This is a genomic window from Thermoactinomyces sp. DSM 45891, assembly GCF_900119485.1.
Lineage (GTDB): Bacteria > Bacillota > Bacilli > Thermoactinomycetales > Thermoactinomycetaceae > Baia.
Window position 1 is genome coordinate 1 of record NZ_FPJZ01000030.1, and the last position, 16,223, is coordinate 16,223.

General features: G+C 40.3%; 16 protein-coding genes. 3 read left to right on the plus strand and 13 right to left on the minus strand.

Features of this window, described 5'->3' with window-relative positions:
• Nucleotides 1-686 (plus strand): amidohydrolase family protein (locus BT147_RS14395; protein WP_143188027.1); only part of this gene is annotated, 686 nt, incomplete at its 5' end.
• Nucleotides 687-910: 224 nt separating this feature from the next.
• A complete protein-coding gene (locus tag BT147_RS14400) occupies nt 911-1,822 on the plus strand; it encodes an O-fucosyltransferase family protein (RefSeq protein ID WP_143188028.1) in 912 nt (303 codons plus the stop codon).
• Between the two features lie 95 nt (nt 1,823-1,917).
• Here BT147_RS14400 and BT147_RS14405 read toward each other — a convergent pair whose 3' ends face one another.
• The 12 genes from BT147_RS14405 to BT147_RS14460 all read right to left on the minus strand — a co-directional run bounded on the left by BT147_RS14405 (nt 1,918) and on the right by BT147_RS14460 (nt 15,074).
• Nucleotides 1,918-2,889 (minus strand): sensor histidine kinase, encoded by a 972-nt coding sequence (locus tag BT147_RS14405; protein WP_072336902.1) that lies wholly within the window; start codon nt 2,887-2,889, stop codon nt 1,918-1,920.
• On the minus strand, nt 2,886-3,587 hold the full coding sequence (locus BT147_RS14410) for a response regulator transcription factor (protein WP_072336905.1): 702 nt from the start codon (nt 3,585-3,587) through the stop codon (nt 2,886-2,888). The genes BT147_RS14405 and BT147_RS14410 overlap by 4 nt, the downstream gene beginning before the upstream one ends.
• A gap of 77 nt (nt 3,588-3,664) precedes the next feature.
• Nucleotides 3,665-4,297: a lipoprotein BA_5634 family protein gene (locus BT147_RS14415; protein ID WP_072336908.1), complete on the minus strand. Its 633-nt coding sequence runs from the start codon at nt 4,295-4,297 to the stop codon at nt 3,665-3,667.
• Nucleotides 4,298-4,326: 29 nt separating this feature from the next.
• The gene (locus tag BT147_RS14420) at nt 4,327-6,276 is read right to left on the minus strand and encodes an FtsX-like permease family protein (protein ID WP_072336911.1); all 1,950 of its coding nucleotides are present in this window, start codon (nt 6,274-6,276) and stop codon (nt 4,327-4,329) included.
• On the minus strand, nt 6,251-7,024 hold the full coding sequence (locus BT147_RS14425) for an ABC transporter ATP-binding protein (RefSeq protein WP_072336923.1): 774 nt from the start codon (nt 7,022-7,024) through the stop codon (nt 6,251-6,253). The genes BT147_RS14420 and BT147_RS14425 overlap by 26 nt, the downstream gene beginning before the upstream one ends.
• Nucleotides 7,025-7,148: 124 nt before the next feature.
• Entirely contained in the window at nt 7,149-8,909 is a 1,761-nt protein-coding gene (locus tag BT147_RS14430; RefSeq protein ID WP_072336925.1) for a YhgE/Pip domain-containing protein, read from the minus strand.
• The gene (locus BT147_RS14435) at nt 8,906-9,547 is read right to left on the minus strand and encodes an ATP-binding cassette domain-containing protein (RefSeq protein WP_072336927.1); all 642 of its coding nucleotides are present in this window, start codon (nt 9,545-9,547) and stop codon (nt 8,906-8,908) included. Before BT147_RS14435 ends, BT147_RS14430 begins: the two co-directional genes overlap by 4 nt.
• 117 nt (nt 9,548-9,664) lie before the next feature.
• Complete coding sequence (locus BT147_RS14440) at nt 9,665-10,852, minus strand: pyridoxal phosphate-dependent aminotransferase (protein WP_072336929.1); 1,188 nt, start codon at nt 10,850-10,852, stop codon at nt 9,665-9,667.
• Between the two features lie 46 nt (nt 10,853-10,898).
• Nucleotides 10,899-12,113, minus strand: a complete 1,215-nt coding sequence (locus BT147_RS14445) for an acetate/propionate family kinase (RefSeq protein ID WP_072336931.1) — start codon at nt 12,111-12,113, stop codon at nt 10,899-10,901.
• A complete protein-coding gene (locus tag BT147_RS14450) occupies nt 12,110-13,006 on the minus strand; it encodes a 3-hydroxyacyl-CoA dehydrogenase family protein (protein ID WP_286119539.1) in 897 nt (298 codons plus the stop codon). Before BT147_RS14450 ends, BT147_RS14445 begins: the two co-directional genes overlap by 4 nt.
• Nucleotides 13,007-13,039: 33 nt before the next feature.
• Complete coding sequence (locus tag BT147_RS14455) at nt 13,040-14,554, minus strand: AAA family ATPase (protein ID WP_072336933.1); 1,515 nt, start codon at nt 14,552-14,554, stop codon at nt 13,040-13,042.
• The gene (locus BT147_RS14460) at nt 14,547-15,074 is read right to left on the minus strand and encodes a hypothetical protein (RefSeq protein WP_072336935.1); all 528 of its coding nucleotides are present in this window, start codon (nt 15,072-15,074) and stop codon (nt 14,547-14,549) included. Before BT147_RS14460 ends, BT147_RS14455 begins: the two co-directional genes overlap by 8 nt.
• A 188-nt stretch (nt 15,075-15,262) precedes the next feature.
• On the opposite strand from BT147_RS14460, the gene BT147_RS14465 reads away from it, so the two are divergent.
• The gene (locus tag BT147_RS14465; RefSeq protein ID WP_072336937.1) at nt 15,263-15,457 is read left to right on the plus strand and encodes a hypothetical protein; all 195 of its coding nucleotides are present in this window, start codon (nt 15,263-15,265) and stop codon (nt 15,455-15,457) included.
• 80 nt (nt 15,458-15,537) lie between these two features.
• On the opposite strand, the gene BT147_RS14470 is transcribed toward BT147_RS14465, so the two are convergent.
• On the minus strand, nt 15,538-16,223 hold a 686-nt coding region (locus BT147_RS14470), incomplete at its 5' end, for an amidohydrolase family protein (RefSeq protein WP_143188027.1).

Here is a 16,223-nt window from a genome sequence, read left to right on the forward strand (position 1 = left end):
AACTAGGCCTCCCTATTCATACTCATATGTCCGAAACGAAAGCAGAAGTGGAATTAAATGTCCGTGAGTATGGAGCCAGACCGGTTGAACATTTAGATCAATTGGGCTTCTTTGATATCCCATCTTTAGTTGCGCATGCTGTTCATCTCACAGAAGAAGAAGTGGAACTCCTTGCAAAAAAGAATGTTAAGATTGCCCATAATCCTGGGAGTAATCTAAAACTAGGCAGTGGTATTGCGCCTATTACTCAGATGATTGCCCATGGAATGCGGCCTAGCCTAGCCACAGATGGGGCGGCAAGTAATAACAATCTCGATTTATTAGAAGAAATCCAACTAGCCGCACTGATTCATAAAGGACATCTTCAAGACCCCCTCGCTGTTTCGGCTAAAACGGCGCTGGCAATGGGAACCCTTTATGGCGCAGAAGCCCTATTTTTAGACAGCGAAATCGGGACACTCGAAGTTGGCAAACAGGCTGATTTTATTACCCTAGATCTAACCCAAGCACATATGCAGCCTCGTACCGATGTCGTTTCGCACATTGTCTACTCTGCAACCAGATCGGATGTACAAGATGTATTCGTTCAAGGAATCCCACTCATGAAAAATCGCGAAATGCTTACAATTGACTCAGAAAAAGTGATTTTCGAAGCGAATCAAGCTTTTGAAAACTTACGGGGATAAGGTATATTAGGATTACCAAAAAATCCTATAGAAGAATCCGACTTACACACGTAACATAGTAGAAAATCGGATTCTTCTTGTCTTTTCACCAAGAAGACTACAACTTGGGTTTTCCTAATAGGTGAATATGACAAGCATTTTATATTCTCGGAGAATACAAATAAAGAAAACATTTTTCTATGATTTAGAGAGACACTCATTTCTAACAAAAAAGGAAAGATGTTATGCTGTACTTAGAACATACCATTATCGACACCCAGGAAGGGCTTTGTAATCAGCTGATGTCAGTCTTTCGCACAATAGGAGAGTCATTGTTTTATAGAGGTATTGGTTTTGATACTTGTGTTATTCTATCGAAAGCCTACACTAGAACTTCCGTCAACTTCGACTCCCCTCCCTATTTTACCGAAATCCCAATTGATTTATTTGTTGATATGACTGATCTAACAAATGTACTTAATTCTATAGATATCCGTCTTATACGATCAAGAGCCGAAATTGTATCTCCTTGTCAAGGTATTATTGAGTGTTGGAGACCTCCCTTGAGAGATATGACGGAGTTAGAACACAGAATTTTAGGTCAATTTATAGCGCATCACTTTCCTATAGCAAAACGGGCCCTTTCTTTAGCTCATTTTATCGTTCAAGTAATATCCTCTGTTTGTCCTAAATGGGAAGCGATTCACTATAGAGTAGAAAAAGATCTGCTTGTCATGATCCCACCTGAAGTTCTAGATTTGCATAAAAATAATCAAATGGAAAGTACTCTCGCCACTATTCATAACACCCAGGATCTGTCTGCTATTTACCTTGCTTGTGGGCTTCAAGAACAAGAATACGATAATGTTGTAAAACAAATCAAACAGCACTACCCTAAGTTAGAAGTATTTAATAAAAGACATGTTCTAAAAGGTTTTCCAGAAGTAGAATCACAGTTTAATCAACTAACTTTAGAAGAACAAGCCTTAGTTGATTGGGTAGTTTGTCAAACAGCTCCCTCATTTAGCGGATGGTATAATTCCTCTTTTTCTTATTTAGCTGCTTATATACGCCATTATCGAGGGGTGAACCCAACTACCACAAAGCTCGGTCCTGAAACAACCGGGATCTGGGATCAGTGGTTCCCTCGCATATGAACAAATCTTGCTTCCATAAAAAAGCATCTCTAAATAATTGAGCATTTAGAGATGCTTTTTTATATATCGAAAAAACTTATATGAAGCTATAATATTTAAAAGATAATCTGAACCATCGTCCCCTTTCCAACTGTGGATTCTATCTCTACACCATGATGTAACTTCTTACATACCTCTTTTACCAAATAAAGCCCCATTCCTGTTGATTCGCGATATTTCCGCCCATTTTCTCCAGTAAAATAGGGGTCAAACACCCTCTTTAGATCTCTCGTTGGAATCCCAATGCCGTAATCCCGCACCTCTAAGACTATATTTTTCCCCCTTCGATAAGAAGAAAACTCAATTTTTTCTCCTGTACCTGCGGAATAACGAATGGCATTCATCATGATTTGTCCAATCATGAAAGAAAGCCATTTTGCATCCGATTCGACCACGATAATCTCTTCTACCTTGTTGTTAGGGTATACATCATTTCGTATAAAAGATCGTTTGTTATCATGAATCACTCCGTTAACCAGTGATCGTAAATGAATCTTCTCTACATGAAAATCCTGCCCAAATACGTTTAATCGTGATGTATACAGAATCGTTTCTAGCCCTTTTTCCATGCGGTCTGTCTCTTCACGGATACTCTCAAAAATAGGGTCGATCCTCCCTTTTAGTGTTAAGTGTATAACCGATAACGGTGTCTTCATCTGGTGAACCCACTGATTAATAAAAGTAATATGTTGCTCTTGTTTCCCTTCATACCGACGGATTTGTTCCTGATAAAAGCGATATTGAGTGCGAAGAAGGTTCTGGATTGCCTTGGCCAGTGGTGACCAATTTCGGGTTAGAACAAATTCATCCCAATTATGAAAAGGGTTGGATAATCTACGGTATATGGAGCGATTCGTTATATAGCGAAAAAAAAGATAGATAGTTAATAAGAAAAGGCCAAAAAAGACAGAATAGAGTGCTGTTAAGTGATTTTGATATCCATCTAACCAGTAGATGGATAAAACGAAAAAAAGTTGAATGGAATTAAAAATGATGAGAGAGAGATGATCTCGTAAAAATAGTTTCATTTCTCCTGACCACTCTCCCATGTAACCATAATCCGATAGCCCGCCCCTCTTATCGTTTCGAGAGCATCCTTTGCCCCGATCTCCTGTAACTTCTTTCGGAGCCGGGTAATCCACACGTTTAAGGTATTCCCATCAACAAACTGGTGACTGTCCCAGACTGCATCCATTAGGTGTTCCCTCCCTACTACCTGATCTGGATTCTCCAGAAAAATCTCCAACAAAGCCCCTTCTTTATGACTTAAATCGATTTCCTGGTCTCTTAGCTTCATCCTTAGAGAATCCGGATAATACACCAATCCAGCTAGCTTTAGAGCCCTCCTCTCCCTTTTTTCGGCAAGTCCCATTCGACGGAAGTGATTTTCGATCTTAGCAACGACTACCTCAGGATAAAAGGGTTTTGTAATGTAGTCATCTGCCCCATTCTGCAACGCCATTAGCTGATCCATCTTCTCTTCTCGTGCAGAGATGAAGAGAATCGGACAAGTGGAAATCGTACGTATTTGACGGCACCAATAAAATCCGTCGAAACGTGGGAGATTTACATCTAATAGTACTAGATCTGCTTCGGCTTCTTGAAATGATTCAATGATTCGATCGAAATCGGTGACCACGACTACACGGTAGCCATATTTTTCAATGTAGGATTTTAATAGTGAACTGATTTTTGGATCGTCTTCTACGATAAAAATGGTATAGATAGGGATTTCTCCTAACGCTAGAGCATCTCTAGTTTGTACCGAGATGCTCTGATTTATTTTTCATGTATTTGATGGTTCTATGGTTTCATAACAATGTTATTGTAATCGATCTGATCGGAAACACGAATCTCTCCATTGCGAATGAATAAAGAAAGTTGATACTCTGAAGCCTTGACGGATGAGAACGCAGTATCACTCACGACCACAATGGATGCATCTACAGGAAAGCGACTACCACTACCGATGATAAGATCTCCTTTATATTCAATAGGCATTTTTTGTTCGGAATCTAGTCCTTTCATAGCACCTGCTTTCAAATCTTCTCTAGCAAAGAGGATTCCTTTGTCTGCTGGGACTGCTGGTAACTCATTGAGTGGGTCTGTATGAACACGCATACCTCCATCAACTTTCTCTTCCTTTACAGTCCTCAACATGTCTTTTTTGTTCAACTTCTCTGCAGTATCTTTAGATAGAAACAAAATCTTTTTTTCATCTATTGTGCTCACTTTTACTACATAACTCTCTGGACTAGAGATTTTGTCTTTTTCAATGGATAACATGTTTTGGATTTTGTCTTTCTCCCCCAATACTATCGCTCCATTGTGTCGGTCAAAGTAGTATAAAATATTTGCTTTAAAGAAGGAGTAACCGATGAGTATAGTAGTAATGACGATAATGCCAATGCTACCGATTAAAAGAGATTTTTTCATAAGCATTTTTTCTCCTTTATATTTTTAGTTTAATGCATGGATTCAACCATCGCTTTATCCATTTGTCTTAGATAAAGAGCACGAACAATGAGGAAATAGATAGTCTGTACAATCAGGAATCCTACGATAACAGTCAACGATGCTGGAAGCATAACAGATGATTCGATTATATCTGATATGTGTTTCTTCATTACCTGCATCACTGATATCGTTACTAGCCCAGCAACAACAGTTGGAATAAAGAACAGCATGGCGATCTGGATCGTACATGTTCGTCTCATTTCTTGTACGCTTAAACCAATTCTAGAAAGCATATGGTAGATCCGTTGATCTTGATCTAGATCGGTATATAGCTTGAAATAGAGGAAGCTAGCAGCGGAGAGGGAGAATACGGCTATCATAAAGATCCCAATAAAACTCATCATGCTTCGTCTCTCTTGGATTTCAAGATAAACACCCGCTTTTGTTTCAATTGATCCATCTTGGTAAAAAATAACTTCTCCTAACTTTTTACTAAGTTTCGCTTCAGTTGAGTCCGACCGGGGAAATCCTTGATTGGACCAATCTGGAACGTGATAGAACGCATGTAGATTTTCACTATCGAAACTATCTTCGTTTTTTAGTCGATTCATCTGCATGTGTTTATAAGTCTCATCATTTACAACTATAAAGGATTGAACGCTATTAAATCTTTTATCAATTTGTTGTACGATCTTGAGATCTATCTTAGATAACTCTTTTCCTAGTTGACTAACCTTGGATTGATCTAATTTCGAATCAATCAGAATTGCTTCCCCTGATCTGAGTTTAGGAGAATTATCTCCAAATGATTTTGCTATCGGATGGTAATCAGATTCTTTTATTACATCAACAAATGTATCAAGAGGAAGATCCAGCGAAGTAGATGGGAAGATCGCTTTTTCGTATTTCAGTCCTGCCGTTTCCAGTTCTTGATCAATCTTCTTGGTAGTAGATACTGCATTTTTATATTCTTGTTCAGAAAATTTTTTTCCATTATCAGGAAAGGATAGGAAACTAATCGCAAATGGTGTTTCGTTGTATCCATCTCGCGCCTCATAACCTAAGGCATGAACAAAAGTAGCAGCGGAGGACGCCATGATGATCACAATCGTCACCATAAAAAACATCCGGGAGTTATCCTTCAGTTTATAAGTCATCTCCGAAATCCAGAGCATTCTTGTACCTCTCCAGAAGAAGGAACGACTTCTCTTTAATAATCGCATTACATACACACTGAATTGAGTAAAGAAAAAATAAGTACCGGTACTACCTAAAGTGAGAGCTAGTAGAACAGGCTCAAGTTTTTCGATTTTTTGCGATAATACATAGTAAGTACTTGCAATCAAGCCTATAGATAAGAGAACCAGTAAGATATGAGCGTAAGGCTCCTTTTTCGGCTTGTTTGCTCCCATTAACAATTCTAGGGCTTTTTGTTGACGGATGAAAACTAGGGTTAAGAAGGTAATTACGATATATAGGATCGAAAAAGCTACTACAGTAAGACCAATTGCCTTGATCGGAAAGTAGAATGGGAGCTTTAATTCAATGACATTCGCTCCGTAAAGGAGAAGTAATTTCGAACACGCAAGTCCACAGATAATACCTGTGACGATGGCGGCGAAGCCAATTAAGATATTTTCTTGGAAAATGAGTTGATTAATCTGTTGTCGTTTTGCTCCTAGGATAGTTAAGATCCCAAACTCTTTGTTCCTTGATTTCAAAAAAGCACTGATCGAGTAAAGAACGAATAAAAAAGCGAAAACAAATATGACGTAAGCGGCTGCCTTCATTCCAATTTGGATCTCTTTCCCCTGTTGAGATTGAGTTAGCGCGGGATGATAGATGAGCAAGGCATAGCTAAAGAAAATCATGACCGCAAAGGCACTACTTAGGAAATAAGCAGAGTATGCACGTAGGTTTCGCTTGACGTTATTAAACGCGAATTGACGAAAGTTCATGTGCATTTCCCCCTAGCAACGATAACATATCAATGATTTCTTGGAAAAAGGTCTGCCGATTCTCTCCGCGATAAATCTGGTTAACGAGTTGCCCGTCTTTAATGAAGACGACTCGATGGCAATAACTAGCCGCTTGGGCATCATGGGTAACGAGCATCGTGGTTGTTTGATCCGTTTGATTAATTGACTCCATCATTTCCATCACCGTTCGGGCTGACTTTGAGTCTAGATTTCCTGTTGGCTCATCGGCTAGTAATAAAGACGGGGAGTGAATGATCGCTCGAGCGATGGCAGCGCGTTGCCGTTGTCCCCCTGATACTTCATAAGTTCGTTTCTTTAAGATCTCCGTAATCCCGAGTTTCTCTGCTACTTTTTGTAGCTTCTGATTCATTTCACGGATCCCTCTTGTATCTAATGTAAGCGGTAATACAATGTTCTCCGCAATCGTTAACGTGTCTAATAGATTGAAATCTTGAAAGACAAAACCTAACTCCCGGCGACGAAAGACTGCAAGATCATTTTTCTTCAGTGAAAGAGGCTTTTTGCCATTAATATAAATCTCCCCCGATGTCGGGGTATCAATCGTGGATACCATATTGAGCAGAGTGGTCTTCCCACTCCCAGACGGTCCCATGACTCCTACAAATTCACCCTTTTCAATCGTTAGGTCAATTTCAGATAGTGCTTGGTGTGTGACCTTTCCGCCACTATACACTTTGGTTAACTGCTCTACTTTTAATATATCCATTTGCTACGTCCCTTTCTGCTTGTACGTTACGAAATTAGTCTAGCAGACGGGATCAGGAGAACAAATTGAATTAACTTACAAGAAACCTTACATTCGTGTAAGATTCCTTGTAAGCCTTTTTATTTTATCCCACTTCTAATCGATCACGTGGTTTTAGGTCTCTCCATTTAAAAGAGCGACGTTGGATTAGGATGCTTCCGATTAATGCAAGTGCGAGGAAACCTAATATCGCTACAAAGTAACGAAGCATTTCTTCAGGACGATTTAAGGCGATAATATTGCGCAGTCCATTTACTCCGTGGGACATGGGGAGGAATCCTGAAATCTTCTGCAATGGACCTGGAATTAGCTCTGTTGGAAAGGTGCCGCCACTTGAGACTAATTGGAGAACTAAGATGACAATGGCTAACAGTCTTCCCGGACCATCGCCAAACGTACCAATGAAGAATCCAATGACGGTGATAGACATTAAGGAGATACAAATTAAAAATAGATAGTATGAAACCCCAAGTTCAATCGGTAAACCAAGTCCATAATGAACAATGCTACCCGTTAAGAGTGCCTGGAAAATTCCAATTGGATATAGAGATAGGAACTGTCCAAGCGGAACTAGTCCTAATCGGTAAGGGCCAAACTTCCATCTCTTTTCATTGATCGGCAGAACAAAAAACAGCATGAGAGCGCCGATCCATAAAGAAAGTGGTAAAAAGTAAGGCGCAAGCCCGACTCCGTATTCTCCTACTTGATGGGTGCTTTTATCTTCAGTATCGATTGGATCTGATACAATTTCAGCTAGTAGCTTGGAATCCGCTTCCGAGCCTGTGGATGATTCACTCAGCTTTCGTGCTAACTGCTGATTGCTTTCTGATATTTTTTCCATGCTCGCTACAAATTCTGGAATTTTTTGGCTTAGTTCATTTAGTCCTTTAGTTAATTGAGAGATGGCACTCTCTAAATCATCAGTTCCTTTGTGAAACCGTATTAATCCTTGGTATAGCCTATCCGTTCCATCGGCTAACGTTCTGATTTTCTCCACATCTTGCTGTAGATCTTGAAATTTTTGAGATATCTTCCCCGCTTGTAGCGGAAATAGTCTCTGAATTTCTTGTACACGGTACCCAATCTGCTCTACTTTATCCACTAGTTGCTTGGTTCCATCATTTACTTCTCTGGATCCATCTTCCAGTTGTCCAGCAGATTCTTGAAGAGTTCGTGTACCTGATAAAATTTTATTCGCTCCATCCGATGCTTTGGTGATTGATTCCTGTATACGATGGCTACTTTCGGATAGCTTTTTGGTCCCATCTGCAATTTTTTCTGCTGCATCCGCCGCTTTGGTAAGCCCTTCCTTTGACTCATTGATTAGGTCAAAGATGTTTGAAATATATTCTTGTGTAAACTTCTTACCAATCCCTGTGCTAAGCTCATTTTCAATCCGCATTGCGATCTGTCCAGCCACATAGTTTTTTCCCTCATTTCGGATGAAGTTCAACTTTGCCTTCTTTGGATTGGATGTGGTGATGGAAAGAGAGCGTTCTGTGAAATCAGAGGGAATGATAATCGCTAGGAAGTATTTATCACCTTCTACTCCCTCTTTTGCTTCACTACGATTTACTACATGCCAATTCACTTCGATTTTTTCCTTTATTTCATCTACTAATTCATTACCGAGGTTCTCCCTTTCACCTTTATAGATCCCTCCCTGATCTTCATTCACAAGCGCTACAGGGAGTTGATTTAGAGATCCATACGGATCCCAAAAAGCATATAGGTACAAACCGCAATAGAGCAGTGGAACGAATAAAATGGCTAGGATCGCTAATCTCCCTAGGCGATTCCTCCAAATACGCTTCCACTGTGCTTGAGCAATATACCAAGAGATCATAGACGATCCTCCTTCTTAATGGAAAGATCCATTTTTGTTTGATACTCGTTCCATACTTCCCGTCGCAAGGTTGTCAGAATCAAAATGAGTTTATCTCGCTGTACGATCGGTTGCAGAATCGATGAAAACTGACTCCATTCTTCATCAGTCAGCCCTAGTTCTGGATGGTCTAATAATAAAATATGAGGTTGATGTACCAAAGCCGCAGCGATTGACGCTTTTAATTGATTGACGGGGGATAAATCTACATATCGATCTTTCTGTATATCTTCTAGATCCCAATCATTCATTACCTTTTCGATGAGTTCTTTTTTCTTCTTGGCTCGAAATAGGTTTGCTTGTAAAAGAAGCATTTCCTCTACTAGTAGATACGGAATGGGTTCATAAATACGATGAATGGAAGCAATTCCGATATGTTCTGGGGTGATGGGTTCTTTTTTCTCCTCTTCCACCAGCCAAACGGCTCCTTGCTCAGGCTTCAGATATCCACCTAACATCAAGAGGATCGCTGTACTCGTGATCTGCTTTCCACTATAAATACTAACACTATCTCCTCCTGTAAAAGAAGCATTCCAGCTAGCTATAATTTCGTCTCCATGATGATGTAAAGTTACTTCTTCTATTTGTAAGTTACACATGTCTCCAACACCTAAAGTTTTTTTGTTAGTGTTTGTTAAAGACTTGTGAACCATACTCATAAAAAAGAAGCATTTCCTTTGTTCTAAGAAAACAGGAAGTGCTTCTCACGAGCTCATTTATTTATTTTCTACTACAAAACGTTCGATTCGATCTAAGCCTTCTTGGAGTTGTGTTAGTGAAGTAGAATATGAAATTCGCATGTGATCATCAGAGCCAAATCCAGCTCCGGGAACAACTGCAACTAATTCTTTTTCTAATAATGCTGTTGCCCAGTCATCTGCTGTTTGATACTCTTCGGATGAATCTAACACTTGACGAATATTTACATAGGCGTAGAATGCTCCTGAGGGTTTTTGGCAGACAAATCCAGGGATCTTATTTAATCGATCGACTACATAATCTCTTCGTTCTTTAAATGCTTTTTTCATTTCTTCTACAGGTTCTAGGGATCCGTTAAATGCCGCAATCGCCGCATACTGAGCGATGGAAGTAGGGTTTGAAGTGCTATGGCTTGCCAAGTCGGTCATTGCTGTGATGATGTTAGATGGACCTGCCGCAAATCCAATTCGCCAACCCGTCATAGAGTATGTCTTAGAAACTCCATTTATAATAACGGTTCTCTTATAAAATTCTTCTCCTAAACTCGCCATACTCACATGATGGAGGTCTTCGTCATAGATGAGGTGTTCATAAATTTCGTCCGAAACAATCAGGAAATCGTGTTCGATCGCTACTTCGCCAAGTAATCGTAGCTCGTCTGCAGTATATAGCATACCTGTAGGATTAGAGGGGCTGTTAATAATAACAGCTTTGGTACGGGATGAGACTGCTTTTTGGAGCTGAGCAGGTGTAATTTTAAATTGATTGGTTTCTTCTCCTACGATGACAATGGGAACTCCGCCTGCTAGCTTAATTTGTTCAAGGTAACTAACCCAATAAGGAGAGGGGACAATCACTTCATCACCGGGATCTAAAATCACTTGGAACAAATCGTATAAAGCATTTTTCGCCCCTACTGTTACCGTTACTTGGCCGATAGTATATGTTAAATTATTTTCTCGTTGTAGCTTTTCTACGATCGCTTTTTTCAATTCGGGAATACCGCTAGAAGGCGTGTACTTTGTCAATCCTTGATCCATGGCTTCTTTTGCTGCATTGATAATATGTGTGGGAGTATTAAAGTCTGGCTCTCCGGCTCCTAAACCGATGACATCATGGCCTTGTTGCTTTAACGCTTTTGCCGTTGCTGTGATAGCGAGTGTTGGGGATGGTTCAAGCTGTTGAACTCGTTTTGATAGTCTCATGTACAAACCCTTTCTATCTAGTAAGAATAGAACTACATCACTATCATCATAACATTGTCGAATGAGAAGAGACCAGATTTTTTGCATCCCGTGCAATCATTAATTCTTCGTTTGTAGGAACGACTAATACATCTATTTTAGACTGTGGAGTACTAAGTCTTCGCTCTTCCTTGCGACGAACCGCATTTTCTTCTAAATCGATCTCTATACCGAGATATGACAAACCTGAACATACCTTTTCACGGATTAGAGAAGCATTTTCTCCTACTCCAGCTGTAAAAATTAGTGCATCAGCTCCATTTACCGCCGCGAAGTAAGCCCCGATCATCTTGCGCAGGCGATACACATACATCTCAATGGCTAGTTTTGCTTGTGGATTCCCATCAAACATCGACTCCGTCACTTCCCTCATATCGCCTGATAAACCAGATACCCCTAAGAGACCGCTATGTTTATTTAACATAGATTGAACTTCTCCGAGTGTAAGATCCTCTTTTGCCATCACAAATGGAACGATTGCTGGATCGATATCCCCTGATCTCGTCCCCATCATTAACCCTTCTAAAGGCGTCATTCCCATGCTGGTATCAACCGATTTCCCATATTCAACAGCAGAAAGACTCGCTCCATTGCCAATATGCGCAATGACAAGCTTCAGGTTCTCCAGAGGCCGCCCCAGAAATTTAGCCGCTTTTTGAGCTACGTATTTATGTGATGTACCGTGAAATCCATATCGACGTATCCGGTGCTTTTGATATAGGACACGTGGGATTGGATACATAAATGCATAATCCGGCATAGTTTGATGAAATGCGGTATCGAAAACAGCTACGTGAACTGCGTTTGATAGTTGAGCCTGAGCAGCATCAATTCCGAGTAAATTAGGAGGATTATGTAAAGGTGCTAGATCAATTGTTTTTCGAATCGCTTGGCGGACTTCGCTTGTAATGACAACTGACTCCGAGAAAAACTCTCCACCATGAACCACACGATGACCAACTGCCGATATTTCATCGGCACTTTGAATCACTCCATGCTCTTTGGACAAGAGTAGTGATAATACTTTGTTTAAACCGTCACGATGGTCTAATATCTCAGATGTTAGGACTAATTCCTCGCTTTCCGGTGTTTCTTGTTTAATAATCGCAGCATCAGTTCCAATCTTCTCTACAAGACCCGAAGCTAATACTGACTCATCAGTCATATCAAACAATTGATATTTAATCGATGAACTTCCACAGTTAATAACAAGTACCTTCATGATCTAGAGCCCTCCCCATCACTGATTCGAATCCCCTCTTGATCATAACAGAAAAAACCTTCCCCTGTTTTAACTCCGAGGTTCTTTGCTCGCACCATTTTTTTAAGTAGAGGTGCTGGACGAAATTTAGGCTCTCCAAACTCTCGAAATAATTGTTCAAGCGCAGCTAACACGGAGTCTAGTCCAAAGCGATCTGCCATCTCAAAGGGGCCCGCATGAAATTGATATCCGAGCTTCATGGCACGATCAATCTCTTCTACTGTCGCTACTCCTTCCATCAAGATATTAGTGGCTTCGTTAATCATGAGCACAATCATACGTGTTGTCACAAAGCCAGGTGACTCAAACACTTCAACTGCCGACAATCCCCATTGCGGAAGTAATTTACGCACTATATTTACTGTTGGGTCAGATGTTTTAAGTCCGCGAACCACTTCAACAACTGGTATGGTAGGCACTGGATAAACAAAATGTAAGCCGATTACTCTATCTGGATGTTGTGTCATGGCAGCAATCTCTGTCAAACTAAGTGTAGATGTATTACTCGCAAACACCACTTCAGGTTTACATAATCGATCACAAACTTGATAAACTTCTCTTTTAGTCTGCATATCTTCATCTACAGATTCGATTACAAAATCTGCATCTTTTAAAACACTTGGGTCGACTGAAAAATGCATATTGGCTAAGATGATTTTTTTCTCAGCCTCTGTAATACCCCATTTAGCTAATTTACGATCGAGACTATGAACCACAGAACGTTTCGCTTGCTCTACTGTTTGTGGGTCTTTTTCTAAAATAGTAGTCTCGAACCTTTTGGAGGCTAATAATTCTGCTATTCCAGCACCCATCACTCCTCCACCGATGACGACGACTTGTTGAATTTGATCCACGCTATTACACGCCCTTTCCTATGAAACCGTGTTTTATTGTACCAGTTTTTTTTCCTTCTGGGATAATAATCCTCGAAATTCATCTCCCGATAATGTTTCTTCTTGTAAAAGGATGCGCAATAACTGTGGAAATAATGATCGGTATACCAGTAAATGACTCGTACATTTCTGCTCTAGTTCCTCTAAAATTTGACTAATCTTTGTTTGTAGCTGGTCCTTAGGAAGTAGGTTTATGTCAATAATTCCTAGATCCGTAAATCCAGATTCTACAATCGCCTTAGCATATCGATTACACTGTTCATAATCACTTCGAGCTCCTGTTGACTTGTGTCCTAAAACGATGGATTCTGCAACTGCACCCGCTAACCCAATTAAAATCTGATGCTCCAAATGCTCTTGGGTATAAAGATGACGGTCTACTCCAGGATGATGTCGCACATACCCTAATGCTTGCCCTCTTGGCGATAATGCGACATGAGCAACCGAACCAGGATTGACTACTTCTGCCATGATAGCGTGGCCTAATTCATGAATAGCCACTCTTTCTTTCTCTTCTTCACTGGTTTCACGGTCGATCTTCTCACCCATCATCACTTTATCGATCGCTAACATCAGATGTTTTTGTGTAACCTCCTTACTTTTTTCCCGAAGCGCATAGATTGCCGCTTCGTTACTTAAACTTTCCAATTGAGCTCCAGAGAAACCAAATGTCTCCTCAGCTACTTTTTCGAGATCTACATCGGGAGCTAACGGTTTCAGATGAGTGTGAAGCTCTAATATTTTCAAACGGGACGATCGATCAGGTAGATCAACTGTAATAAGACGATCAAATCGCCCAGGACGCAGTAATGCATCGTCCAACAAATCCTTTCGGTTGGTAGCACCCATCACGAGAATCTGTATCTCTACATTCGTTGTAATCCCATCCATCTCCGTTAATAACTGATTTAACGTTTGATCGTATTCTCGTTGTTGAGAGCCGTCTCGTTTTCCACCGATTACATCTATCTCATCAATGAATAGAATCGCACTAGAAACTTGGGCCTTTTTTGCTGCTTTTTTGGCTCGTTCGAATAATTCCCTAACCCTTTTCGCTCCGACTCCCACATATCTCTCCACAAACTCAGAGCCAGAAGCATGCGTAAAGACAGAGTGAGTATAGTGTGCTGCCGCTTTTGCAAGAAGTGTTTTCCCTGTTCCAGGGGGACCAGCTAACAAGATCCCTTTTAGAGGGCGAATGCCGTAGTGTTCTGTTTGCGTAGGTTCGATTAGAAAGTCAAGTGCTTCTTGTAGCTCTTTTTTGGCATGTGTTTGTCCACCTATGTCTTCAAAACGCGTCTTAGGGATATCGGACGATTGATCCTGTGAATGACGCTGACTTCCTAACCAAGATTGCGGCCAATTCTTTTCTTTTGATAATGGTGTTAGTATCATTCCGAGAAGAATAATACCGAAAATCACTAATAAAGGAATCTCTACTCTCAAGTAAGCTAAGAAAAAAAGGACGGCAAAACCAGAACCCAATATCCATGCTTTGGTGTTAGTCAAGTTTCTTTCCCTCCGGCTGGATCGGAACCATTTCAACAGTAAAACGTTTTCCATCCATAAACGATATATATAAATAGTCTTCGTCAATTCGAGACAAACTATCTATACCTTTTTCTTGTGCTTCTTTTTCGGTTACTGCTGGGATTTTTCCATATTCTTTATGAGCAATTGCTTCTTGTATATGAAAGCGACTTACTTCCCAAGCCTCTTTCGTCAATGAATTTGGTTTATTTTCCCAATTAACCTTTAGTTCTTTATCTCCAATTATCTTCTGTAATTTATGATTTATTTCTGGATATTTTTGGATAAATTTATCTGCATCTATAATCTCTAATTGAACTGTAACAACGCTTGGCTGTACATTAATATCTGTTACTGTTAAAAAATTCTCACCTGACTCAAATACACCATAAACCGGTTTTTGAAGCGTAAGCCAAGTACTAAGTTTCCAAGCTCCAAATAAAACAGAAAGTGTAACAACACAGCTTATTATAATGATTTTCCATTGCTTCCTTGGCATCTTTACGCCTCCTCTATATATCAATATCCCACACGAAAGTATATCATATTATTATACAAACCTAAGTATGGAAAGATTGGTAAAGAAAAATAAAAAGCCCATCATCTGGGCTTTTTGTGTAAAATGTGTTAATCATAGAGCCTCGCCATCTGGTGATACTATCAGTACATCGCAAGGGAGGTGAAGCAGTGAACGTAAGACAAGAATCAGACTGGCTTACTGATTTACTGCAAGTTCATCTGTCACCCGATGAACTGCAACAGGCAAATACTTTTTTACACGCTGAAACATGGGCATCCCCCTCAGCCCTTCAGCGAAACTGGTGCGACCAACGCGAAGATCTTCCTTTGCGTTTTCACCTAGAGATTGATATGAAAGTGTAATTGGTATTATTTTAACAATACATCTCCTGCCTAATACCTACCACCCAAAGCAATTCTCCTGCCATCTTCTGGCAGGATCTTTATCCCCGTAAGTTTTCAAAAGCTTGATTCGCTTCGAAAATCACTTTTTCTGAGTCAATTGTAAGCATTTCGCGATTTTTCATGAGTGGGATTCCTTGAACGAATACATCTTGTACATCCGATCTGGTTGCAGAGTAGACAATGTGCGAAACGACATCGGTACGAGGCTGCATATGTGCTTGGGTTAGATCTAGGGTAATAAAATCAGCCTGTTTGCCAACTTCGAGTGTCCCGATTTCGCTGTCTAAAAATAGGGCTTCTGCGCCATAAAGGGTTCCCATTGCCAGCGCCGTTTTAGCCGAAACAGCGAGGGGGTCTTGAAGATGTCCTTTATGAATCAGTGCGGCTAGTTGGATTTCTTCTAATAAATCGAGATTGTTATTACTTGCCGCCCCATCTGTGGCTAGGCTAGGCCGCATTCCATGAGCAATCATCTGAGTAATAGGCGCAATACCACTGCCTAGTTTCAGATTACTCCCAGGATTATGGGCAATCTTAACATTCTTTTTTGCAAGGAGTTCCACTTCTTCTTCTGTGAGATGAACAGCATGCGCAACTAAAGATGGGATATCAAAGAAGCCCAATTGATCTAAATGTTCAACCGGTCTGGCTCCATACTCACGGACATTTAATTCCACTTCTGCTTTCGTTTCGGACATATGAGTATGAATAGGGAGGCCTAGTT

Coding starts and splice junctions, on each gene's coding strand:
- BT147_RS14405 (WP_072336902.1), bottom strand. CDS start 2,889: ATGAAACTATTTTTACGAGATCATCTCTCTCTCATCATTTTTAATTCC.
- BT147_RS14420 (WP_072336911.1), bottom strand. CDS start 6,276: ATGAACTTTCGTCAATTCGCGTTTAATAACGTCAAGCGAAACCTACGT.
- BT147_RS14440 (WP_072336929.1), bottom strand. CDS start 10,852: ATGAGACTATCAAAACGAGTTCAACAGCTTGAACCATCCCCAACACTC.
- BT147_RS14430 (WP_072336925.1), bottom strand. CDS start 8,909: ATGATCTCTTGGTATATTGCTCAAGCACAGTGGAAGCGTATTTGGAGG.
- BT147_RS14435 (WP_072336927.1), bottom strand. CDS start 9,547: ATGTGTAACTTACAAATAGAAGAAGTAACTTTACATCATCATGGAGAC.
- BT147_RS14415 (WP_072336908.1), bottom strand. CDS start 4,297: ATGAAAAAATCTCTTTTAATCGGTAGCATTGGCATTATCGTCATTACT.
- BT147_RS14445 (WP_072336931.1), bottom strand. CDS start 12,113: ATGAAGGTACTTGTTATTAACTGTGGAAGTTCATCGATTAAATATCAA.
- BT147_RS14400 (WP_143188028.1), top strand. CDS start 911: ATGCTGTACTTAGAACATACCATTATCGACACCCAGGAAGGGCTTTGT.
- BT147_RS14425 (WP_072336923.1), bottom strand. CDS start 7,024: ATGGATATATTAAAAGTAGAGCAGTTAACCAAAGTGTATAGTGGCGGA.
- BT147_RS14460 (WP_072336935.1), bottom strand. CDS start 15,074: ATGCCAAGGAAGCAATGGAAAATCATTATAATAAGCTGTGTTGTTACA.